General features: G+C 33.7%; 20 protein-coding genes. 7 read left to right on the top strand and 13 right to left on the bottom strand.

The features are described from left to right. Window positions 1-7: 7 nt before the first annotated feature. Entirely contained in the window at window positions 8-466 is a 459-nt protein-coding gene (gene moaC / locus CFE53_RS06415) for a cyclic pyranopterin monophosphate synthase MoaC (protein ID WP_148121018.1), read from the bottom strand. Window positions 467-560: 94 nt separating this feature from the next. On the opposite strand from moaC, the gene CFE53_RS06410 reads away from it, so the two are divergent. Both CFE53_RS06410 and cyaB read left to right on the top strand, forming a co-directional pair. Continuing rightward, window positions 561-995 carry an ACT domain-containing protein gene (locus tag CFE53_RS06410; protein WP_148121017.1) on the top strand — a complete coding sequence of 145 codons (435 nt, stop codon included), beginning with the start codon at window positions 561-563 and terminating at the stop codon, window positions 993-995. Beyond that, window positions 992-1,561, top strand: coding sequence for a class IV adenylate cyclase (gene cyaB / locus CFE53_RS06405; protein ID WP_148121016.1), 570 nt, complete (start codon window positions 992-994; stop codon window positions 1,559-1,561). Before CFE53_RS06410 ends, cyaB begins: the two co-directional genes overlap by 4 nt. Window positions 1,562-1,683: 122 nt before the next feature. Here cyaB and CFE53_RS06400 read toward each other — a convergent pair whose 3' ends face one another. Next, window positions 1,684-1,902: a hypothetical protein gene (locus CFE53_RS06400; protein WP_253254748.1), complete on the bottom strand. Its 219-nt coding sequence runs from the start codon at window positions 1,900-1,902 to the stop codon at window positions 1,684-1,686. A gap of 159 nt (window positions 1,903-2,061) precedes the next feature. On the opposite strand from CFE53_RS06400, the gene CFE53_RS06395 reads away from it, so the two are divergent. Next, a complete protein-coding gene (locus CFE53_RS06395) occupies window positions 2,062-3,006 on the top strand; it encodes a malate dehydrogenase (RefSeq protein WP_148121015.1) in 945 nt (314 codons plus the stop codon). A 716-nt stretch (window positions 3,007-3,722) separates the two neighbouring features. Here the strand turns inward: CFE53_RS06395 and CFE53_RS06390 are convergent. Together CFE53_RS06390 and ftsY are read right to left on the bottom strand one after the other, a co-directional pair. Then, window positions 3,723-4,223 carry a type II toxin-antitoxin system VapC family toxin gene (locus CFE53_RS06390; protein WP_148121014.1) on the bottom strand — a complete coding sequence of 167 codons (501 nt, stop codon included), beginning with the start codon at window positions 4,221-4,223 and terminating at the stop codon, window positions 3,723-3,725. A gap of 95 nt (window positions 4,224-4,318) precedes the next feature. Beyond that, complete coding sequence (ftsY, locus tag CFE53_RS06385) at window positions 4,319-5,446, bottom strand: signal recognition particle-docking protein FtsY (protein ID WP_148121013.1); 1,128 nt, start codon at window positions 5,444-5,446, stop codon at window positions 4,319-4,321. A gap of 93 nt (window positions 5,447-5,539) precedes the next feature. On the opposite strand from ftsY, the gene CFE53_RS06380 reads away from it, so the two are divergent. After that, entirely contained in the window at window positions 5,540-6,001 is a 462-nt protein-coding gene (locus tag CFE53_RS06380) for an RNA-binding domain-containing protein (protein WP_148121012.1), read from the top strand. 648 nt (window positions 6,002-6,649) lie between these two features. Continuing rightward, a complete protein-coding gene (locus CFE53_RS06375; RefSeq protein ID WP_148121011.1) occupies window positions 6,650-7,978 on the top strand; it encodes a radical SAM protein in 1,329 nt (442 codons plus the stop codon). Here the strand turns inward: CFE53_RS06375 and CFE53_RS06370 are convergent. Then, a complete protein-coding gene (locus tag CFE53_RS06370) occupies window positions 7,972-9,444 on the bottom strand; it encodes a replication factor C large subunit (RefSeq protein ID WP_148121010.1) in 1,473 nt (490 codons plus the stop codon). The genes CFE53_RS06375 and CFE53_RS06370 overlap by 7 nt on opposite strands. A gap of 389 nt (window positions 9,445-9,833) precedes the next feature. Between CFE53_RS06370 and purF the strand changes: the two genes are divergently transcribed. Next, on the top strand, window positions 9,834-11,201 hold the full coding sequence (gene purF / locus CFE53_RS06365; protein ID WP_148121009.1) for an amidophosphoribosyltransferase: 1,368 nt from the start codon (window positions 9,834-9,836) through the stop codon (window positions 11,199-11,201). 1,201 nt (window positions 11,202-12,402) lie between these two features. Here purF and CFE53_RS06360 read toward each other — a convergent pair. The 4 genes from CFE53_RS06360 to CFE53_RS06345 form a co-directional block, all read right to left on the bottom strand. Then, window positions 12,403-13,575 carry a preprotein translocase subunit SecD gene (locus CFE53_RS06360; protein WP_148121008.1) on the bottom strand — a complete coding sequence of 391 codons (1,173 nt, stop codon included), beginning with the start codon at window positions 13,573-13,575 and terminating at the stop codon, window positions 12,403-12,405. A gap of 20 nt (window positions 13,576-13,595) precedes the next feature. Further along, window positions 13,596-14,444, bottom strand: coding sequence for a protein translocase subunit SecF (locus CFE53_RS06355; protein ID WP_148121007.1), 849 nt, complete (start codon window positions 14,442-14,444; stop codon window positions 13,596-13,598). A gap of 1,360 nt (window positions 14,445-15,804) precedes the next feature. Then, a complete protein-coding gene (locus CFE53_RS06350) occupies window positions 15,805-16,569 on the bottom strand; it encodes a TatD family hydrolase (protein ID WP_148121006.1) in 765 nt (254 codons plus the stop codon). 622 nt (window positions 16,570-17,191) lie between these two features. Continuing rightward, complete coding sequence (locus CFE53_RS06345) at window positions 17,192-18,454, bottom strand: tRNA (N(6)-L-threonylcarbamoyladenosine(37)-C(2))-methylthiotransferase (protein ID WP_148121005.1); 1,263 nt, start codon at window positions 18,452-18,454, stop codon at window positions 17,192-17,194. A 510-nt stretch (window positions 18,455-18,964) separates the two neighbouring features. Between CFE53_RS06345 and argF the strand changes: the two genes are divergently transcribed. Beyond that, window positions 18,965-19,885 (top strand): ornithine carbamoyltransferase, encoded by a 921-nt coding sequence (gene argF, locus CFE53_RS06340; RefSeq protein WP_148121004.1) that lies wholly within the window; start codon window positions 18,965-18,967, stop codon window positions 19,883-19,885. On the opposite strand, the gene CFE53_RS06335 is transcribed toward argF, so the two are convergent. The 4 genes from CFE53_RS06335 to CFE53_RS06320 all read right to left on the bottom strand — a co-directional run bounded on the left by CFE53_RS06335 (window position 19,886) and on the right by CFE53_RS06320 (window position 23,415). Further along, window positions 19,886-20,311 carry a cell division protein SepF gene (locus CFE53_RS06335; RefSeq protein ID WP_148121003.1) on the bottom strand — a complete coding sequence of 142 codons (426 nt, stop codon included), beginning with the start codon at window positions 20,309-20,311 and terminating at the stop codon, window positions 19,886-19,888. 20 nt (window positions 20,312-20,331) lie between these two features. Further along, a complete protein-coding gene (locus CFE53_RS06330) occupies window positions 20,332-20,901 on the bottom strand; it encodes an Era-like GTP-binding protein (protein ID WP_148121002.1) in 570 nt (189 codons plus the stop codon). 48 nt (window positions 20,902-20,949) lie between these two features. After that, entirely contained in the window at window positions 20,950-22,392 is a 1,443-nt protein-coding gene (locus tag CFE53_RS06325; RefSeq protein ID WP_148121001.1) for an RtcB family protein, read from the bottom strand. A gap of 336 nt (window positions 22,393-22,728) precedes the next feature. Then, window positions 22,729-23,415, bottom strand: coding sequence for an SWIM zinc finger domain-containing protein (locus CFE53_RS06320; protein ID WP_148121000.1), 687 nt, complete (start codon window positions 23,413-23,415; stop codon window positions 22,729-22,731). Window positions 23,416-23,475: the final 60 nt, after the last annotated feature.

Genomic DNA, 23,475 nt, shown 5'->3' with positions numbered 1-23,475 from the left:
ATCAACCTTACTCCTTTACCTTACTTACAACTTTTATACTACGTATCTCAGTATCTGGATACTGCCCATCTTCATCCTTTTCAATAGATTTTACCATATCCCATATTGTTAGAAGTGCTACTGAAACACCTGTAAGTGCCTCCATCTCCACACCTGTTTTATAGGTAGTTTTTACCCTTACCTCCACCTCTATACCGTCTCTTTCTATTTTAAATTCAACATTTACTCCAGTTATAGGAATAGGATGGCATAAGGGAATTATATTTGAGGTATTCTTTACTGCCATTATCGCTGCAACCTGGGCTGTAGTTAGCACATCCCCTTTTATTATCTCTCCCTTAGAGATCGCCTCCACTGTAGAGGGTTTCAACTTGATAAAGCCTCTTGCAATGCATTCCCTATGTTTATCCTCCTTATCTGAGATATCTACCATCTTCACTCCCTTTTCATCCACATGGGTTAACATCTTTTCACCTTTTTAAACTGTTAAAATTAATAACAAAGTAATAATTAATAATAAATAACAGTTACGATATAGTAAGTTATGTCTCTGTGGGAGGATGAAAGTTGAGGGCACAACTAAAAAAATAATGGAACTTCTAACTGAGTGCAACACAGTTAGAGAGATCTCCAATAGGTTAAATCTACATCCGAAGAATGTAGATAGATACATAAGAGTTTTGAGGGATTTAGGTTTAGTAATTACAAAAAAGGGTAAAAATGGAGGAGTTTATTTAACAGAGGAGGGGAGATATCTAATAGAGAAGGGCTATATCAGTTTGCTAACTAGGAAGATCAGGATCGTAGCTGAGGATAGAATAGGATTACTGGCAGATATATCCTCGAAGATATCGGAGATAGGGGGCAATATACTATCTACAACCCTTGAAAAGGAGAAGGATCATGTGGTCATATGGCTTGAGATAGAGAACGTGGATGTGGAGGAGTTAAGGAAGGTGTTAAAGCCCTATATTAAAAGTTTGGTGGTATTATGATCGAAGTAGAGTTAAAAGTTAGATTGGAGAAAGATGAAATACCAAATCTTACCCGTAATCTAGAAAATTTAGGATTTAAAAAATATACTAAAATTGAAGAAATCGATACCTACTTTAACGGTATAGATAGGGATTTTAGAAAAACTGACGAGGCACTTAGGGTAAGGAAATCTGTAGATTTCTACAAGAAGTATATAAATTACTATTTAACCTACAAAGGGCCAAAGATAGACGATAAATCAAAGACTAGGGAGGAGTATCAGGTTATTGTAAATGACGGAGATGTTACCAAGGTGATACTGGAAAAACTTGGATTTAAACCACTACCTCCAATTAAGAAGATAAGGGAGATATACAAAAACAGTGAAGATATAACTGTGTCTATTGACGAGGTGGAGGGGATAGGATACTTTGCCGAATTTGAAAAAACTGTTAAATCTGAATCTGAGAGAGAAGAGGCTATGAAGGATCTTATGAATCTAATTAAATCCTTAAATATCAGTGAGAAGAGACTGGTAAGGTTATCTTACCTGGAACTGAGGGATATCCATGAAAAGGAGAGGTAAAAATAAATATAATAAAAGTAATAAAAATTATAAAGATAAAGAATTAAAGAAGTTATTAACTATATTCATAGGAATAATTATGATACTTTCCCTTATACCTTACTTCCTAATGGGTTGGTAAGTTAGTACTTCATAGTTAACTGGTAGGCTCTACTAGCCCAGTCGTCTAATATCTCATTGACACTTTTGTAATTTGCCATCTTCTTTTTTCTTGCTATTTTTTTCAGTTTGCATACGATACATCTCATCTCGTACTCAGACATCATAGGGGCTGTGAGTAGTAATCCAATAGCTAAAATATCTATCTCCTCTATATCTGGGGTTCTATTATCCCTTTCCATAGTAAAAACCTCCTAGATATAGTATTTATTAAAGTATACTTTAGATATGTTAAAAAAAACTTTAACTATATATTACTTTCTAAAGATAATCGTATTAATACTAACACTATTAGTAATAATATTTAATATTTTCTATCCAAAAGTATTACAGGTGGAAGGATGAAGATATCAGTTATTGGAGCCTCTGGAAGGATAGGATCTACAGTGTCCTTTTTACTTGCAAGAGATCCTATTATAAAACATATAGTTCTTATATCCAGGGAGAAATCTCTAAAAAAATTAGAGGGTATTAGGATGGATATGTACGATGCCCTTGCAGCAGAGTCCAGGGATGCAGAGATAGAAATCTACAGTGATAAGGAGATCCCAGATGCTGTAGATGGTAGTGAGATTACAGTGATTTCTGCAGGGGTGCCGAGGAAGGATGGAATGTCCAGGTTAGATCTTGCAAAGATAAATGCAAAGATTATCAAGAACTACGTTAAGGACATATCTAAAACCTGTGATACCAAGTTGTTCATAGTAACAAACCCTGTAGATATTATGACTCAGAAGGCACTCTTTGAGAGTGGCTACGACAGGAGCCAGGTATTTGGATTAGGTACTCACTTAGACTCTATGAGGTTTAAGGTATCTATTGCAAAGTACTTCGGGGTACATATAGGGGAGGTTAGGACGAGGATAATAGGGGAGCATGGAGATACAATGGTGCCCCTTTTAAGTGCAACTGCTATTGGAGGGATACCTATAAGTAGGATGCCTGGTTTTGAGAATTTGCCCTATAAGGAGATAGTGGAACTTGTAAAGAATAGGGGAGAGGAGATAATTAAGTTAAAAGGGGGATCGGAGTACGGTCCTGCCTCTGCGGTGGTTAATGTAATAAGAACGATAATCAACGACGACAAGAGGGTATTGACACTATCTACATACTTAGATGGAGAGATAGACGGTATAAGTGGTATATGCATAGGGGTGCCAGTTAAGTTAGGTAAAAAAGGTATTGAGGAGATAGTACCTATAAAGATAAGCCCCGAGGAACTTGAAACCTTTAGACACTCTGTCCAGGTTTTAAAGGCCTGCTGGGAGGAGGTAAAGGATATTTAAAAATAAAATAATAAAAATAATAATAATTTAAAACCTTAATTCCCATCAAAAGAATAGTTTAAAGAATAATAAGAATAATTATAAAAATAATAATAAATAATAAAAAATAAGAAAAAGATTTTTACCTAAGTGTTCGGAAAGATCTTAGAATATCCAAATACTGATTATTTTCATTGATCACTACTGATGGGAAGGAAGGTTTATTTTTATCTCTATCCCTTTTTATTGTTATTACTTTTAAATTTTTATTATTCTTATTATAATAACCATATTTTATTATTATTCTTCTAATCACAATCTTGATGGGAACCGGGGTATAATAATTAAAATAATTATCTTAAAATGTAAGAAGAACCTTTAGCTCTATTATATTTTTTATTTTTTATTAGAAATAATAAAATATTTTAAAAAATAATCATAAACAAAGTATAAAATTCTAGCTATTATCCCTTTGACTACTTTGAACGCTGGGGAAGGAAATATAACCTTTATCAAATCTCTCCCGATAATACAAAGATTTATATAAAAATAATAAAAATTTCCAATAAAAAATAATTGTCATCATTAGGAGTCTGCAATATTCTCTTCATTTATATTTTTATTATTTTTATTAAGATAATAGGATTTTTTATTTTTAAATACTTTTTTTATTTTTAATAATAATTATTAATCTTTTAATTTTTTCATAATATTTTTTAATAGAAAATGTTATTTTATTATTTGTCATATTTCTTATAATTCCTATCTTTTTTAATCATTTTTCTCTCTAAGGGACTCCCACAGATCTCGCAGATATCCTCTTTGTGATCTATTCTGTATATTTTCTTACATCCCTTACATACCAACCTCCATCTCAACTCCTTCCTTATACCCTTAGATAGAATAGGTCTAAACGGGACAGAGAGTTTTCTCGCTACATTCTGTAGGCCGTAGTCATCGGTATAAAGTACTCCACCTAGATCTATGGCTAATGCAAGTATCTCTATATCACTCTGGGATAGAGTGTCTCCAGTTTCTACAGAGACTCTTTTTACCATCTCTACAGTCTCTCTCTTAGGCTCTCTGATAAATAACTTTCCATATTCCAGGGCAAGGTGGATAATATCTCTCTTACTCTTTACCTCCTCAACTATACTATTCGTTGTATAGTGCTCTCCTTCCTCTAAGGATGGGTTGTATCCATGGATAAAAGAAGAGGCATCTAGTACTTTTATCATAAATATCGCCTGTAATTTTTATCTTATCCTCTTAGATATTCTACACAGTTGAAAGAGTAAAGTAGGATTCCGGAAAAAATATTAAAAATCACTATCTACTCTTTTCTATCACCAAACAGTTTATCTATCATCCACTCTACACTGAACTCTTCTAAATCCTCATAATTCTGTCCAGTTCCCAAGAATAAAATAGGTTTTCCAATGGCATAGGCAATAGAGAGTGCAGCACCACCTTTGGCATCTGCATCCACCTTTGTTAGAATAACGCCGTCAAAATCTACAACCCTATTGAACTCTTCAGCCTGTACTATGGCGTCGTTACCTGTGAGGGCATCTCCTACAAATATTACTAAATCAGGCTTTGTTACCCTTACAACCTTTCTGATCTCCTCCATGAGATTTACATTTGTGGCCTGTCGCCCTGCAGTATCTGCCAGTACCACATCTATACCTCTCGCCTTTGCATGCTCAATAGCATCGTAGATTACTGCCGCACTGTCAGCCCCCCTAACCTGTTTTATTACCTTAACACCTATTCTTTTACCATGTTCTTCAAGTTGTTCTATAGCACCAGCCCTAAAGGTATCGCCTGCCGCCAAGACTACAGAGTAACCCTTCTTCTTCAGTAGGTATGCAAGTTTTGCTATTGTGGTGGTTTTCCCAGTCCCATTTATCCCGACGAAAAGAATAACTGTAGGTTCTCCTTTCTTTTTTTTCTCCTCGATAACCTCATATATATTTATAGTCTTTTGAGATAGTACCTCCTTTATAGCGTTCTTCAGGGCCTCTGTAATTACCTTCTCAGGATCATCCTTAGGTCCGATTTTCTTACCTATCAACTGATCTCTCAGGGATTGAATAAGTTTCTCAGTAACCTCGTAGGCCACATCAGCCTCTAACAATTCCAACTCCAACTCCTCTAAAACTTCCTCTACATCCTCCTCAGTTAGCACAACCTCCTTTCCAAGAACCTTTTTTATTGTTCTAGTTATCTTAAATCTATCGAAGAAGCCTATATTTTTATCAACTTTCTCTTTACTCTCTTTTTTATTATCCTCCTTTTTTACATCACTAGGTAAACTCCCAACTTTTTTCTCACTTACAGTTGTACTCTCTATGTCTTTTTTATCTTCCGTCTCCTCCTTACTCCCTCCCTTTGAGTAAATCATATCACTTAATTTAGATATTGTTTTATTCAGTTTTTCCTTCAAACTTTTGAACAAGATATCACCATTTTTATAGTTAAAGTTTAAAAAATATATGGAAAATATGATTATAATATTTATAAATAATTAAATAAAAATAAAGGGATGCACATGTCAAAGGTAGATATATCTAATATCCAAATCTCTACCATATCTCACGCTACAGAGGACGATGACAAGGTATTGGAGGCTATGATCTACTTTTTACCAGAAGATATTGATGAGGAAGATGTATATATCGAGACAGTTGAAAATGAAGGATGTTTCGGAAATCCAATAAAGATCCATACAATCACCATAAATAAGAGCAAAGTGGCTAAGAAGATATTTAAACGTATTATGGATTTAATAAAATCCAAGGAGAAAAATGTAAATATGTTAAAGGGAGATATAGATTTAAGAATAGAGAAAAGTAAAATATATCTTAGATTTAATAAACAGAAGGCCTATCTTGGAGAGTGTGATTTAGTTGATGGAGATGATGTGGTAAGAATAGTGATAAACTTTAAGATATTCTCTCCTAAGAATAAAGAGGAGAAGGTTAAGGAGGTAGTGTTAGGAGAGTTGGAATAGGATTTTTAAATTATTGTTCCTCTAGGATGTTTGTGAACGTTGGAGGGCAGAATCTTAATTATGGTTCTCTTAAAGTGTTTCAAATAAAATAAAATTAGAATCTAAAAAGAATAACCATTAGAAAGTAAAGATCCTTTTTACTTAATCTTATGAATTTAATAGTCATATAAAAGATTTTATCTTTTATACCTTAATTTATTTAATCAATATTAAAACCCTAGTTCCCATCAAAATGATAATATAAAAAATAATAATAAAATAAGAAATGAGAATAAAAACTAAAAATATAAGAAGAATGTATTAAAATCAAAATAAGAGATAATCTTTCTGGGACGCTCTAAGATACTATGGAAGTAGAGTAGATCCTTTATAACAGGTTGCTATTATTAACTTTATTATCTTTTTATTATTTAAATCGTTACTTTGATAGGAATTAAGGTTTATTTTATTATTCCTCTTAAGATTTTTATTATTTTTTATTATGATTGTTATTTTTATTATTCTTCTAATCACAGTCTTGATGGGAATTAAGGTAATATTAAATTTTTTACTATTATATATAATATTTCCTTCTTTTTTATAAATTTTTTATTTTTAACTTAAAATTTTTACAATTTTCACTAAGAACAGAAATTAAAAGGTGTATCTATGAAAAACTTACTCATAGATTTCAACGAATTTAAAATGATAACTGATGTTAAATTAAAAGGTGATACCTTAAATATTGAGATTTGTAAGAATTACGAGATCTCCCTACCTCTAGACAAAATACTTAATCATCCATATCAATTAGAGGATAACAAACTCCTAATAGAAGGTAAAACAACAGAGTACAAATTACACTCCCTTAAGGCGAGTATCCTTAATCTAATTTCACTCTCCATCTCTCAAGGTATGAAAAGTAAAATAACTGGTAGAAAAACGTATTATATCTGCGATCCAGTGCCTCTACTGGGACATACAGCCTTTGGCTTAATAGATAGAGGTACAAACATAATTCAAGTTAGAGGACTATGTGGTTGCAACATAAACTGTCCCTTCTGCTCCGTTGATGAGGGTAGGTACTCTAAAACAAGAAAGAACGACTACTACGTAGATATGGATCACCTGTTGAAGTGGTACCTGAAAATAGTGGAGGTTAAAGGTAATAAACACCTAGAGGCTCACTTAGATGGACAGGGGGAGCCAACACTCTACCATCCTCTCCCAGATCTTGTACAACATCTCCATGAGATCAACAGTAAGGGAGATGGGATAGTAACTATCCAGACAAATGGAGTAGGTTTAACCTATAAGTTGATAGATGAGTTGGAGGAGGCAGGACTACACAGGATAAACCTCTCCATAAACGCCATAGATGAAAAGATGAGTAGAGGTTTGGCAGGTAGTAGATCCTACGATATAAAAGGTATATTGGAGATAGCGGAGTACATCAAGAATACAAAGATACACCTTCTGATAGCACCTATCCTCCTCCCAGGTATAAACGATGAGGAGTTCAAAAGGGTGATAGATTACGCTGTAGAGTTGGAGAGGAGGAGCCCTCAAAATACTATAAACCCTATCACAGGTAGAAAGGATCCAATACTTGGAGTTCAACTGTGTCAGATATACCAGTTTGGTAGAAGGATGAAGAGGATGAAGTTATGGAATTTTAAGAAGTTCTATAAACTACTGAGAAATTACGAAGAGGAGTACAGGAAAAAAGGTATAGATATCCAACTGATAACTCCACTCTCCAAAGCCTTTGGAAACCATAGGAGAAAGAGGTTTCCTATACCATTTAAAGTAAATAGTAAAGTTAAAACTAAGGTTATACTAGATGGGAGAATTAAGGGAGAGGTAATTGGATGTGCCAAGGATAGACTTATACAGATAATAAATGTAGAGAACCCTGAAAAATGGATAGGAAAGGAGGTTAAGGTAAGGATACTTAGTACTAAAGATGGCATATTTGTAGGAGAGTTGTCTCATTGAAAGAATGCCTCCAACGTCATCTGTTTTCCTTTAGTCTCTTTTTTATCCTTTTCTTTTTCCTTTTTCTTTTTATCTTCATCCTTCTTTTTTATTTTATCACTTTTGATATCTTTAGTTTCCTCCCTTTTCTCAACCTCTCTTTTATCTATCTCCCTCATTTTTACCTTATCCTCTTTAATATCCTTAACTTTTTCCTTTTTCTCTATCTTTTCAGTTTTCTTTTCTTTATCCTTAAGTATCTTAAATATCTTCTTAGCAGTGTTCTTATCTGTTAGGTATTCCACCTCATCCTCTGTAAATTCGTAGAAATCTACAAGTTGGGCTCCTAAGTTAGGATCGTTCTTCAATATAGTAGATAGATAATGTAGATCCTCCTTCGCCCTCTTAGTGGATACATGGGTTTTTGAACTGATCTTGGAAAGTATCTTCTTTAGAATATCTCTCTCAGATTTAGTCTGTAGTAGTTTAGTAAATACTTTTGGCCTTACATATGGTGTAAACCCTCTGTACTTTTCCTTCTTTGCAAGAGCCACTCCAGCACTCATAAGACCTGAAGCGTATCTCCAGAGACTGTAATTCTGTCTCCTATTTGCCCTTCCTAAGAAGAGATCTGCCTTTGAGAGGTAGTCGTAGGCAGTGGCAACCTCTTCCATCTTTTTATATTCCCTTGGAATGTTTTCAGCCAGCCACTCCTCCAGGGTTTCAAGATCCTCCTTTAAATCCCAGAGTGCAAGTAGTGCGATATTGTAGTTTGTAGTTTTCAGTATCATTCTTATAGCATCAAAGATGGTCTTTTCAACGTTCCTATTATCTAGTTTCTTAGCATCCTCTAGATTTAAACTCCCTCCAAGTGCCAAAGATTCCAGATCGTTAATTGCAGCCCTCAGATCTCCCTCGGCATGTCTCGCTATAACTTTGAGGGTTTCCTCATCTACATCTAAACCTTCATTACGTGCAATCTTTTTTAAGACGGTGAGGATTACACTTGTAGGTATGGGCCTTAAGTTGATAACTTTACAAATCTCCCTGAGAGGTTTAAGGGATGGTTTGTAAATATCGTTTGCAGTCATTATTATTGGATTCTTTGCAGTCTTTACTATCTTCAGTATCTCCTTTAAACCACCTTTATCACTACTTCCTGATATCCCATCTACCTCATCCAGTACTACAAGTATCTTTTTACCAAAGATAGATTTAGATCCTGAAGCATTTCCTACGATACTCCTGATAACTTCGGCACTCCTGTTATCACTTGCATTTAATTCTATTATATCGAAATTGTAATCCCTTCCAAGTGCCCTAGCCATTGTTGTTTTACCACATCCAGGGGGGCCGACAAGGAGTAGAGGTTTTCTATCTTTACCACTGATATAATCCTCTATCCATCTTTTTAACTCCTCTTTAGCCTCCCTATTACCAACCACCTCATCTAAGGTTTTCGGTCTGTACTTCTCAACCCAATTCATGTAATCACCAGAAAGATTATTAAAGAAAAGAGAATAAAGAGAGGGAAATAAAAATATCTAATTCTAATAAACATTTTACTAATTTTTATAGTTTTTTAAAATAAAATAATAATTATTATAAAAATAATAAAAAATAAAGTTGTTAAAAAATAAAAAAGAGGAACAAGATTACAATGAGAAGATGATAAAATTATAAAAAGTCAATTTTATTTTTTGAATTATTTTTATAATTACACTTATTAATACAAGGTCATCAATAGTTGTTTAATTAAACAATTTTTGTCTAAGGCTTTTATTATAATTTTTAAAAACTATATATTGAACAGGAATTTAACGTAATTATCTATAACTTTATGGGCTTATAAAAACCAAAAACATCATGTGATATCATGTGTGGGATATTTGGTGTCTACTCCTTCTCAGGAGAGGATGTAGTTAAAAGGATATACTACGGTCTCTATGCACTACAACATAGAGGACAGGAAGGTGCAGGGATTGCTGTAAGTAATGGAGATAGTATTTACAGTTATAAGGGTCTTGGATTGGTATCGGAGGTATTCAATAAGAAGATAATAAACTCCCTCAAGGGACAGGTAGGTATAGGCCATGTTAGATACTCTACTACAGGAGGCACCTTCCTTGAAAATTGCCAGCCATTCATTGTAAATAGTTCCCTTGGAAATTTGGCGGTAGCCCACAATGGAGATATTCTAAACTCCCATATTCTAAGGAAGGAGTTAGAAAAACAAGGCCATATATTTACATCCTCAACAGACTCTGAGGTTATAGCCCATCTCCTTGTAAAGGAACTACTTAGGACTGGAGATATCATCCAATCCATAGAGGAGGTTTCAAAGAAGATTGTAGGTGCCTACTCCCTTGTTATTCTCTACAACAACAGTCTTATCGCAGTTAGGGACCCTCATGGTTTTAAACCCTTATGTATAGGGAGGGATGAAAGGGATAACTACTACATCTCCTCTGAGAGTTGTGGTTTAGATGTTATAAATGGAGAACTTATAAGGGATGTCTGTCCAGGAGAGGTGATAATGATAAACAGGGATGGCATTGAGACCTACAGGATAGGAGAGGATCCAAAAGGATCTACATGTATGTTTGAGTACGTCTACTTCGCCAGACCTGATTCTATAATAGATGGTATAAGTGTTTATAACGTTAGGAGGAAGTTAGGAGAGATACTTGCTAAGGAGGAGCCCTGTGAGGGAGATATTGTATCTCCTGTTCCAGACTCTGGAATCACCTCTGCTATAGGTTACTCTGAGGAGTTAGGTATTCCCTACTACGAGGCACTGATTAAGAATAAATACGTAGGTAGAACCTTTATTCTTCCATCTCAGGAAGAGAGGGATCTCGCTGTAAGGTTGAAATTGAACCCTGTAAAGCCTATAATAAAAGATAAAAAGGTGATATTAATCGACGATAGTATAGTGAGAGGCACAACCTCTAAGAGGATAGTAAATATGGTAAGAAAGGCTGGAGCAAGGGAGGTACATTTAAGGGTAGGTTCTCCAAGGATCATCTCCCCCTGCTACTACGGTATAGATATGCCAACTAAGGAGGAGTTAATAGCCAGTTCTAAATCCCTAGAGGAGATAAGAAGGTATTTAAATGTAGATTCCTTAGGTTATCTCAGTGTCCAGGGGCTGATAAAAGGTATAGGAAGGGAGGATCTCTGTTTAGCCTGTGTCACAGGAAAGTATCCAACTGATGTATCCTGTAAGTTCTGTTGTAAGTGAAAAAAAAATAATAAAGTAATGATTAAAAAATAATAATAAAATTAATAATAAAAAAGTAAAAATATAATTAGATAAAGAAAAAAGAGAGAAAAAAAGAGATAAAAACTCTTAAGAAGGAGAATTAATAGAAATCCCGTCCTCTCCAGTACTTAATGTAGGTTTCACTTTTTACCTGTTAATTCTTATTTTTTGATTTTACTTATTCTTTATTGTTATTTTTTATTTAAGATCTTAGATTGGTTATTGTTTAGTATAATTAATATCGTCTTTACCCTAATTTCCATCAAAAAAATTCTGATAAAAAATAATAATATATCCTTAGTTCCCATCCAAGTAGTGATTATAAGAATAATGAATAATGATTTATTATTATAATAAAAAATAAATAAACCCTACTTCCCATCAAAAATTCTGATAAGAATAACAATAATCATAAAAAAAATAAAAGTATAAAAGGAAGGTATTAAAATCAAAATAAAAGACAATCTCCTGAGACGTTCTAAGATACTCTAAGATACTCTATGGAGTGGAGTAGATCCTTCCTAACAGTTTGATGTTATTAATTTTATTATAAATATTATAAGACATTAAATTTTAATATTTTCCCAGTTTTTTATTATTTAAATATCTTAGTTCCCACCAAGTGTGATTAAAAAATAATAAAAAGATAATAAATTGTTATAATAAAAATCATAATGAAAATAACCAAATATAAAAATCATTAAATATCCTTAGGATCTTTCCGGAACCCTTAGTTAAGATAGGATATCTTATTTCTGAATTCCTATATTAGAAGATCTTCAAAGGATCATTCCTCCAACCTTCTTTTAAAATTTTTGTATCTGAAATATAGAAGTTTTTTATTTTTTAAACATTTTTATTTTATTATTTATTTTTAAATTTTCTTTTTTATCATAATTATTTTTTTATAATTATTTTTATTATTCTTTAAATTATCATTTTGATGGGAACTAGAGTATAATAATCATAAAAAAATAAAAGTATAAAAAGACGGTATTTAGATCCAAATAAGAGATAAATAATATCTCTTCTAGGACGCTCTAAGACACTATGGAAGTGGAGCAGATCCTTCCTAACAGTTGCTATTATTAATTTTTATTATAATTTCAGTTTTATTATTCTTATTTTTATTATTATTCAAATTATTAACTTTGATGAATTAAAGTTTAAAATAAAAAATTTAAAACTCTCTCTTAGCAATGTACTGGATTATCCTTGCAAATGCTGGCCTGGTAATAAATATTCCTATAAGTACTCCAATTATTGTGGTGATTGCAAATCCTTTTAACATCCCTATACTCATTACAAAGAGTGGAAGCATTGCTGCGATTGTAGTTCCTGCAGCTGCAAATATTATAAAGAACGCCCTCTTGATACTACTTTTAATCTTTTTTGATCCCTTAGACAGGGTTTCATCGGTGATGACGATCTGATCATCCACTCCAGTACCTACAGAGGCTATAATACCTGCAATAGATGCCAGATCCAGTTTCCAATTTATCAGAGATGCCACTCCAAGTATGATTAAAATCTCAGAGGCGCAGGTAATAAGTATAGGAATTACAATTGAAGGTTTTTTATACCTAAATGCTATAACAGTTCCTACGGCAAGGAATGCAAAGAAACCTGCTATTAACGCTCCTTTTATAAACTCCTCTCCTAAGGTTGGAGATATGGTATTTATATACTCTATTTCCAACTTCACTGGAAGAGAACCTGATTTAAGTGCGGTATAGATAGCCCATGCCTCATCAATTTCTTCCTTAGTAGGATTGCTCCCTGCAACTGTAATTATCTGATCCCTATGGGGCCTTCCATCTGCCAAACCTGGAGATAGTACTGGAGCACTTATCAACTTACCGTCCATGTAGAGTTCTACTCTGTGGCCACCCTTTCCATAGGCCACCTCTGCAAACTTCCTTGCACCCTCCTCTGTTAACTTAAGTACCACTCCGTAGCCATTTGGTGTTAACTTTGGTTCCTCTACGTACTCTATATCCCTTCCTGTGTAGGCAGTTTTATTGTCGATCTTTGCTACAAATACTCCCTGTTGAGTTAATATCTTCTTTATTCTCTCCACATCAGCATCCTTTGGGATCTCAACTACAATTTCATCGCTACCCCTAGAGTAGATAGTAATATCACTTAAACCGTAAGCATTCAACCTACTTCTTAGTACCTCGGTAATTACAGTCATATTCTCCTGGGATACTGGCTCACTGGTTTTCAGTACTATAACGGTACCTCCACTTAGATCTACCCCAAAGGATATCCCCTTAAAGGCGATTATCAGTATAGAGAGTATTACTGACACAACCAGTACCAATACTTTACTATCCTTCAGTATATCCATCCTTATCCCTCAATGGTAAATTATTCTCCTTTTCTATACTCTACAAGATAGTACTTTAATATACCAACGTTCGTCAGCCAGGTTGTCAGTAGATCTGCAATCAAACCAAAGAGTATAACCAGTGCTATATCCCTCAGTAGGATCGCTGCAGGTACTAAATAGGTGACCACTAAGTAGAGTACTAACATGGCCACTATAGTAGTTAAGGACATAGTTATACCAGTTTTCATGGCCTCCTTTATCCTATCCTCTATGTTTCCAACTTTTCTCTTCAGTACCCTTGTAGTTAGTAGTATATCTGTATCTACACTGTATCCTATAAGCATAAGTAGGGCTGCGATTGTTGCTGTAGAGACAGGTATACTAAAGAGGCTCATAAAACCTAATGCCATAACTATGTCAGATATTGCGGCGAGGATCACCGCCAGGGATGGTACAGGAGACCTAAATACTAAATACACAACAACAGCCATAAATAGAAAGGCAAAGGCGATGGCCTTTAATCCATCGCTCCAGAACCTCTTACTCAATATAGGACTTATCTCCTTCTGGGAGTACTTCAGTTCTTCCAAGTTAGATACCTGGAAGAATTCTTTTAACCCATTTAGGATCTCCTCAGTATTTACATCACTCCCAGCCCTTATTATAATAAAGGTTCCAGATGGAGAAAGGGATTTCTTTACCTCAACACCTGGAGGAAGATACTCCTTTAATTTCTTCACATCTACATCCTTAGGAGCGGTAATTGTTATCTCCACACCTCCACTTACATCTACACTCTCCTTCAATCCCATTGTATATATGATCACTCCTGAGATTAAAGTTAGTATTATGGGAATAAGTGCCAGAACCTTGTAATCCAACTTCATTTAAATACCTCCTTTAATATGATGATAAAAATAAAAAAATATAAAAAATATATAAAATTAATTGTAGTGATGAAATAAAATAAAAAGAATAACATATTTCAGTCAAAGTAATAGTTAAGAATAATAATAGAGTCGCGAACAAAAACAGTTATTACTAAAAAAATAATAATAAATTATAACTAATAACTAAAATAAGGAATATAACAGTTTAAAAAGTAAAATATAACCTTTATTCTCTAGGTTATTTGAGTACTGGAGGGGGTTGGATAGGATTTCTCTTTTATCTCTTTTGTTAATTCTTTATTTTATTATAATCATTAATTTTATTCTAACCCTAATTCCCATCAAAAAATTCTAATAAGAATAGCAATAATAATAAAAGTAATAAAAAGAAGGTATTAAAACCAAAATAAGAGATAGATAATCTTTTCCTGGAATACTCTAAGATACTATAGAAGTGGAGCAGATCCTTCCTAACAGTTTGATGTTATTAATTTTGTTAGATTATTAGATATTATATTTTTATTTTAATATTTTCTTAATCTTTTTATTATTTTTATTATATTTAAATTATTAATTTGATGGAAATAAGGTTATTCACTTTTTTATCTCTCTCCCTTCAGAATTATTTTATTGTTATTACTCTTAAGATCTTTATTATTCTTATTATAAACCTTAGTTCCCATCCAAGTAGTAATTAAAAAATAATAAAAAAATAATTATTAAACTAAAAATCATAATGAAATAATCAATAAATTCTGATAAGAATAATTATAATAAAAGTAATAAAAAGAAGGTATTAAACTCAAAATAAAAGATAATCTCTCCTGGGATACTCTAAGATACTAAATGGAAGTGAGACAGATCATTCTTAGCAGGTTGTTATTATTAATGCCCTACTTTCCATCAAAGTGATAATCACTTGTTTATCCAGTATCCAAATTTTATTACATTTTATTATTATTCCTCATTAAGATTTTTATTATTCTTATTATTTATTATTCTTATTATAATAATCATTATTTTTATTATTCTTCTTACAATTTTGATGGGAACCAGGTTAATGTTAAATATCTTTAGGATCTTTCTGATCACTTAGGTAAGATAGGAGATCTTACTCTGAATCCCTGTATTAGAGGGTATTCGGAGGGTTATTCTCCCCCAATCTTCTTTGTTAAAATTTCTGTATTTGAGATAAATAGAAGTTTTTTATTTTTAAACATTTTCTACATTTTTTATCTTATTATTTTTATAATTCTTATTATTCTTTAAACTATCCTTTTGATGGGAACTAGGGTTTATTATAATAATCATTTTTATTATCATTCTTCTAATTAACAATCTTAATGGAAACTAAGGGTTAAACCTTTAAATTAAACAACTCCTTAGCGTTTATATAAGACACCTTTTTAATAATCTCTTCCTCTATCCCCTCTATCTTCATCTTTAGAACTGTCCTCGGTACTGCTAAAACATCAGAGGGCGCCGAAGAGGAGTCGCTATTTAATAGGAATCTCTCTCCTCCGTACTCCTTCACTATATCCACTGCCTCACCAGGTGCCAACTTACCAGGTTGTACAGTGAGTCCTAAATACATCTCTGTGTCGTAGACCATTGGAACTATCTCCCTATTGCAGTGATCTATTACTATTCTTCTCTCCATCTCCTTCTTTAAACCTAAGGAGTCGATAACCTCCAATATGGTCTTTGTAATCTCCTTTTTGTTTCTCCTAGGAGTATGGACAACTGCAGGTAGATTCAACTCCTGGGCTATCAACAACTGTTTTTCAAAAACCTCTATCTCCTCCTTACTACCCTTCTCTAAACCTATCTCTCCAACACCTACTACATGTTTATTTTTTAAATACTCCTTTAACATACTGTAATTTACATCTGGAGGTATCATTCTGGGGTGAATACCTAAGCAGATGAATACCTTTAAACCGTTCTTCTTTCCTCTCTCTATTTCACCCTCTATCAACCTATCAAAGTGGGCTCTAAGTACATCCATAGAGTAGGGCTTTAAGGGATCGTGGGCCAAGGTAATTACTCCATCTAAGGAGAGTGCCATCCTTTCAAAGTCTTCGTATGGTCTTGTATCTGAGTGGATATGAGTGTCTATCATATTTTCTCACCTTATAGTAATATCTTATTTTTTTACAATAATTCTTATAAAAATTATTTATATATTAATAGTTAAGCACATAAGAATTATAAATATTATTATATTATTGTAATAAAATAAAGTTAAAGGTAAAAAGAAGGAATTGCCTTTCTCTAAAAGTTAGATTTTTTCGTTTATAGGGTTCTATCCATAAAAATGTTTCTAAGGAAAAGGATTAAGAGGATCCTCTCTCATTCTTCCCAGTGTTCAGAGCCTTCTAAGAATAACGACGAGATTAATTCTTTCTGCTCCTTTTATAGTCAAGAACATAACTTTTAAACTGTAATAAAATAATAATAAAAATAATTAGAGAGAGTAAAGAACAGTAAAAATTGATAGTAAAAAAGGTAAAAAACTTCTAAGAGGGGATTACAGAAATCCTATTCTACTTCTCCAGTACCCAATGTAGTCTAGGGGATAGGAGTTTATTTACTTCTTATCTGTATTTATTATTTATTAACCTTTTAAGATTTTTTATTTTAATTTATTTTTCTTATAATTATTATTTTTATTATTTTTTTATTTAAGATTCTCCATGTTTAGTTTAAAAACTTCTGTTTACCACTATAATTATAAGATTCCATTAACATAATACCTCCCCAAACAATCCAAAGGTTTTAGCATCTGTTATCTTTACGTCTATAAAGTCTCCAACCTTTAAATCATCCTCCCAGTTAAACTTTACTACTTTACAGTTGTGGGCGATACCCTTTCCCTTCTCGGTAATAAGCACCCTTAAAGTTTTGCCTATATACTTTCTATTGTTCTCATAACTAAGTTCTCTTCTTAATCTATCTAAGATCCTCGATCTCATCTTCCTTATCTTGGTATCAATCTGTTTCATTTTACTGGCTAATGTATGTCTCCTTGGAGTGAATTTAGCCCCATGGATGTAGTCAGGTTTTATCTTCCTCAGCACCTCTAAAGTATTCTCAAAGTTCTCCTCACTCTCTGTAGGGAATCCAACGATTATATCTGTATTGAAGTTAAGATCCTTTACCTTCCTCTTAAACTCCTTAACTATGTCTATAAACTCATCTACAGTGTAGTCTCTCTTCATATCTTTTAGTACTTTATCATCTCCACTCTGAAGAGGTAGATGTAAGAATTTTGCCACCTTATCACTTCTATAACATTCCAAAAGATCGTCTAATATCTTAGGTACATTCTTGGCGTGCATCATCCCTATTCTCATGGTGTAGGTACCTTCAACTGAAGATATTATATCGTTCAGTAGATCCGGAAGAGTGTATCCCTTGTCAAATCCGTAGCATGCAGTATCCTGGGCAGTTATAAGTATATGCTTTACACCACTATCTACATACTCCTTCGCCTTTTTAACTAAGAGATCCCTATCGTAGGAGAGGAGATCACCACGGGCAACCTTCACTATACAGTATGTACATCTTCCAACACATCCCTCGGCAATGGGAAGGGGCATAATCAAACCTTCAGGTTTCAGATATTTTAACTTCTCATTTATATTCACATTTAAGGGCCTAGATACTGTTTTATCTCTGAAGTATCTATAGATCATCTCTCCACTTAGGTGGGCCTCTCTAGGCATTATAAGAAGATCTGCCTTATCTATAACCTTCTCCTTTAGAGCCTTTGGCATACACCCTGCAACTACAACTTTTTTGTTTAGGGATCTGAAGTACTCTATCCTAGAGAGCATCCTGTTCTCAGTTTCCAGTCTAACTACACAGGTGTTGATAACTACAACATCAGCATCCTCTAAGTTATCCACTATCTGGAGATCTTTAAAGGATTTCAGTGAATTTTTTATGATCTTGGTATCTGCAGTGTTTAAGGTGCACCCATATCCCTCTATATAGATCTTCATAATTTCACCGTGATATTTAATAAATATTTTTATATATAAATTTTAAAATATAAAAGTTATAATTCTAAGTATAGGCACTTAAAACAGCAAGATATCAGAATTTTAAATAAGGAATAGTTTATAATAAACCTCTTCTTCACTGAAGTAATAAAAATCCTAATTTTAACATCGATGTAATGATTTAAAAATGATAAATAATAATATATAAAAACGAATAATAATCTTAATTATAAAAATATTAACAGAATAAGAATCTAACAGTTTTTTCTAAAAGGCTCAAAAGTATTCAAGGAGATATTATATCTTTTTATAGTATATTGTTTTAATTTTATTTTTATATATAATCTTATATTTTTGACAACTTTTTTTGATAGTATGTAAAGTCATACAAAAAAATCCTGTTAATCAAAAACTAACGTATCCCTAGTTTAGAAAAATAATCCATAGGCAATCTACGAAAGAGAGAAACTCACTTCTTAGTACTTGTCAATAGACAAAAGAGGTGATCCTATGCATTTACTGACGCTCTATCAGTTGGAGAGAGAAGATGTTCTCAATATCATAGAAGATGGTATTTACTTTAAAAAACATAGGGGGGAGGAGGACCCCATATTGAAGGGCAAAACTATAGCGATGATATTTGAAAGTCCCTCTACTAGAACTAGGGTAAGTTTCGACATAGCAATAAGGGAGTTGGGAGGACATTCTTTAATACTAAATGCTGGAGAAACTCATCTAGGGAAAAAAGAGAGTATAAAGGACACTGCTAGAGTTTTAAGTAGATACGTCCATGGTATTGTTGCAAGAGTAAAAGATCATCGGATTTTAGAGGAGTTGGCAGAGTATGGAAGTGTTCCTGTTATAAACGCCCTCAGTAATCTCTCTCATCCCTGTCAGATACTTGCAGATCTACTAACGATATATGAGTATAAAGGTAAATTCAAAGGTCTTAAACTTTCCTTCCTGGGAGATGGGAACAATATCTGTAATTCACTGATGATAGGAGGTTCCTTAGTTGGGATGGATGTATACGTGGCCACTCCAAGGGGCTATGAGCCAAATGGGATGTTTGTAAAGAAGAGTTTTGAGATTATAGAGAGATATGGAGAGGGTAGTTTAACATTGACTAACGATCCTATAGAGGCTGTTGAGGATGCAGATATTGTATATACAGATGTATGGATAAGTATGAGTGATAGAAACAAGAATTTAGAGGAGGTTAAAAAGGTATTCCCTCCCTACCAGGTTAATGAGAAACTTCTAAGTTATGCAAAGGATGACGTCATTGTAATGCACTGTCTCCCTGCAAATAGAGGTATGGAGATAACAGATGATGTGATAGATGGAGAACACTCTGTAGTATACGATGAGGCAGAGAACAGGCTCCACATACAAAAGGCTATATTTAAATATATTTACTCTAAAGACTAATTATTTTTTATTATTCTTATTTTCTTCTTCCCTCTCCTTAATAGCCTTCTCTATTATTACATTTCTAGGTAGTACCAGTATCTTGTTGCTACATACCCTAACAATCTTACCTCCCATTTTTATTGTTTCATCCCTTAGATATTTAATGACATGCAGATATTTTTCATCTATATTCTTCTCCAGATCCAAGGTATTTGCAATTACTATACATCCATTCTCCACCCAGATCAATATCTCGTTGGCATCCTTCTGATCCTCTAGATCTAAAACTTTTATCCTAATGATATTCTCTTCTTCGTCAATATCTAACTCTACAGGGAGTTCTTCATACCTCTCAACTGATAAGATACCGTTGTTAGGTTTTTTTTCAAGTTCTACATTTTTCTCCTTTCCTTTTAGGAGTTCCATAAGGGATTTAAATACCATATCCTCACCACTTCTTTAAATTAATACTTTTTTAAGATATTAATAATAGTGTTTATCAGATCAGGTATTCCCTCGTAGGTTACTGCAGATGTGAAGATACACCGGTTATCTAACCTATCTTCAACGTACCTTTTTAACTCTTCCCTTCCCTCAGCATCTAATAGATCACACTTGTTTATTACCACTATAATAGGTTTTTGATAACGGAATTTGAGGTTGTGATGTATCTTTTCAAAACTCTTAAGTAGTCCCTTCTCTCCATCTATAACGTGGATTATAAGGTCTGCATCCTCTATCTCCTTATATGTTCTCTCCAACACCCTTCCAACCATTACAGGAGATCTCTTCTCCCCTGCAAAGAGTCCTCCTAGATCCACAAACATTACATTTACCATCTTTGGATGTCTCTTAGATCTGCCATACTTTAACCTGCCCCAGAACTTTCTAACAGGGTTCTTAGTAGTACCTCCAACCTCGGAAACCCTTGAGATATTCCTACCAAAGATAGCGTTCACCAGTGCAGATTTTCCTGAGTTCTCAGGTCCTATCATTACAACCTTAAACCTATTCTCTCTATGAGTCTCTTCCATAGTTATCTTTTAATTTTTAATTATTATTATAATAATTGTTATTTATTTTTAACCCTTAATAACACCCATAGGTCTCATTCTACAAACCTTCAGAGATATACCTGCATTATGGACTATATCTGCCACGATGTCAATATCTTTATAAGCGTCAGGACACTCCTCTGCAAGAACACCTCTAGAATCGGCCATAACGTATATACCCATATCTTCCAATTTACTTTTGATCTCCTTTGAACTGTAGATCTTCAGTGCCTTAGCCCTACTGAGAACTCTCCCAGCTCCATGGGCAGTGGATCCAAAGGTCTCCTCCATAGCCCTCTCTGTACCATGCATTAGATAGGATGCAGTTCCCATATCTCCTGGGAGTATGACAGGCTGGCCAACACTTTCATACTTTGCAGGTATATCCTCACAACCTGGACCGAAGGACCTTGTAGCACCCTTTCTATGTACCATTAGTTTCTTCAATTTACCATCTACCTTATGTTCCTCCCTCTTTGCTATGTTATGGGCTACGTCGTATATAATATCCATCTCCAGATCCTCTGCAGGTATCCTTAGTACATCCTCGAAACTCTCCCTTACCCAATGAGTTATAAGTTGCCTATTTGTCCAGGCGTAATTTGCACCACAGTTCATGGCCTTAAAGTATCTTATACCCTCCTCCGAGGTTATTGGAGCACATGCCAACTGTCTATCTGGTAGTTTTATACCGTACTTTTTAGCGGCCTTCTCCATGTACCTAAGGTAATCTGCACATATCTGATGGCCTAATCCCCTTGAACCACTGTGGATCATCACCAATACCTGATCCTTTTCAACACCGTATACCTTTGCAACCTTCTCGTCAAATACCTTGTCTACGTACTGGATCTCTAAGAAGTGATTACCACTACCGAGGGAACCTAACTGAGGTAGCCCCCTCTTCTTAGCACTGTCAGATACTAGGGAGGCATCGGCTTCTCTTACACATCCATTCTCCTCTATATACTTAACATCCCTCTTCCATCCGTAGCCATTTCTAACTGCCCAGTAGACTCCCTCCTCCAGTACCTCGTCTATCTCTCCCTTACTTAATCTTATCTTTCCCTTACTACCTAAACCTGAGGGTATATTCCTAAAGAGGGTCTTAACTAACTCCTTCATATAAGGCTGGATCTCCTCCCTTGTAAGGTTTGTCCTTATAAGTCTAACACCACAGTTTATATCAAAACCTACTCCTCCTGGACTTATTACACCACTTTTCTCATCAAATGCTGCAACCCCACCTATACAGAACCCATAACCATAGTGACAGTCTGGCATGGCAAGAGAGTACTTCTGAATTCCAGGAAGGCAGGCCACATTTGCCACCTGTTCTAATACCTCCCTCTCCAACTGCTCCACAAGTTCATCGTTTAGATACAATCTTCCAGGAACTAGCATACATTCCTTATACCCCTTTGGAAGTTCCCAGATATATTCATCGATTTTAACTAGTATATCCTCCAAGGTATCACCTTAATTTTTGATAATATTTGATAATAAATAAGTAAAAGATTAAGGTATAAATATTATAAAAGAGGTTGGAGATATTATTCTTTAGAACAGTTTTACTACTAGAGAAGTGGAATAAGATTTTTTATATTTTTTTATAATAATATTTTTTAGATTATAATTATTTTTATACCTTAACTCCTAATAAATGATTTTATAAAAGAAATGGAAATTATAATAGGGATCTTGTAAAGAAACTTATCTCGCTTCATTTAGTATTCATTTTCTTTTAAAAATATTTTTAATAATTATAATTTTCTTATCAAGTATTTTTTAATAGGATAAGAATTTTTATATTCCCAAGTCCTCATCTATGTAGTCGTAGTAATACTCCTCTACAAACCACAGTATATTATATCTTTTTGCCAGGGTAAATAGTTTCTCTATAATTTTCCTATTTTTTCTCTCGAATATCTCCTGAAGCATCATATCTAGTATATCGTATAGATCTTCATCCTCAAAATAAGAGGAGGATAATACCTCCTCCAAAAGTATAAGTAGTTCCTCGTCCTTGGAGTTCTTTAAAAACCTATTTTTCAGAAATGATCTAAATGTATAAACATTTTTTCTCTCGTAGGGAATAAGTTTTAAAATAGAACGACCTTCCTCTAAGAGACTGTTCTCTCTTTTGATGATCGCCTCCCATAGGTTGTACTCTACAACTATATTCTTTAAGATCTCCAGTATTTTCTCCTTTGATTCTCCTTTTAAATCTTCAAATACTTTATCTCCATCTATATAATCATTGTTTAAGAAAGCCTCTATTAGCGCATAGGCATGTTTACAGTTGTACCTGTAGGGACAGGAGCAGATACCTGAGAAATCCTTCAAATTTACAACAGTATTGTACAGTTCTCCTCCTAATACCTTACCGTATAGTTTGTTGTTAAACTTTACACAGTATTTTACTAGGTTGTTACTATAGTACTTTTTGCCCCTTTCTATTATTTTACTATCATATATTCTCCTATACTCCATGTTAAAACCATAATAAAATTTTTATAATATAAATAATTTTTTATATTTTTACAATAAACT

The sequence above is a fragment of the Methanofervidicoccus sp. A16 genome, assembly GCF_003351865.1.
Classification (GTDB): Archaea; AGJL01; Methanococci; order Methanococcales; family Methanococcaceae; genus Methanofervidicoccus.
The sequence above is the reverse complement of the archived record's forward strand: the minus strand, read 5'-3'. Positions and strand labels throughout refer to the sequence as shown.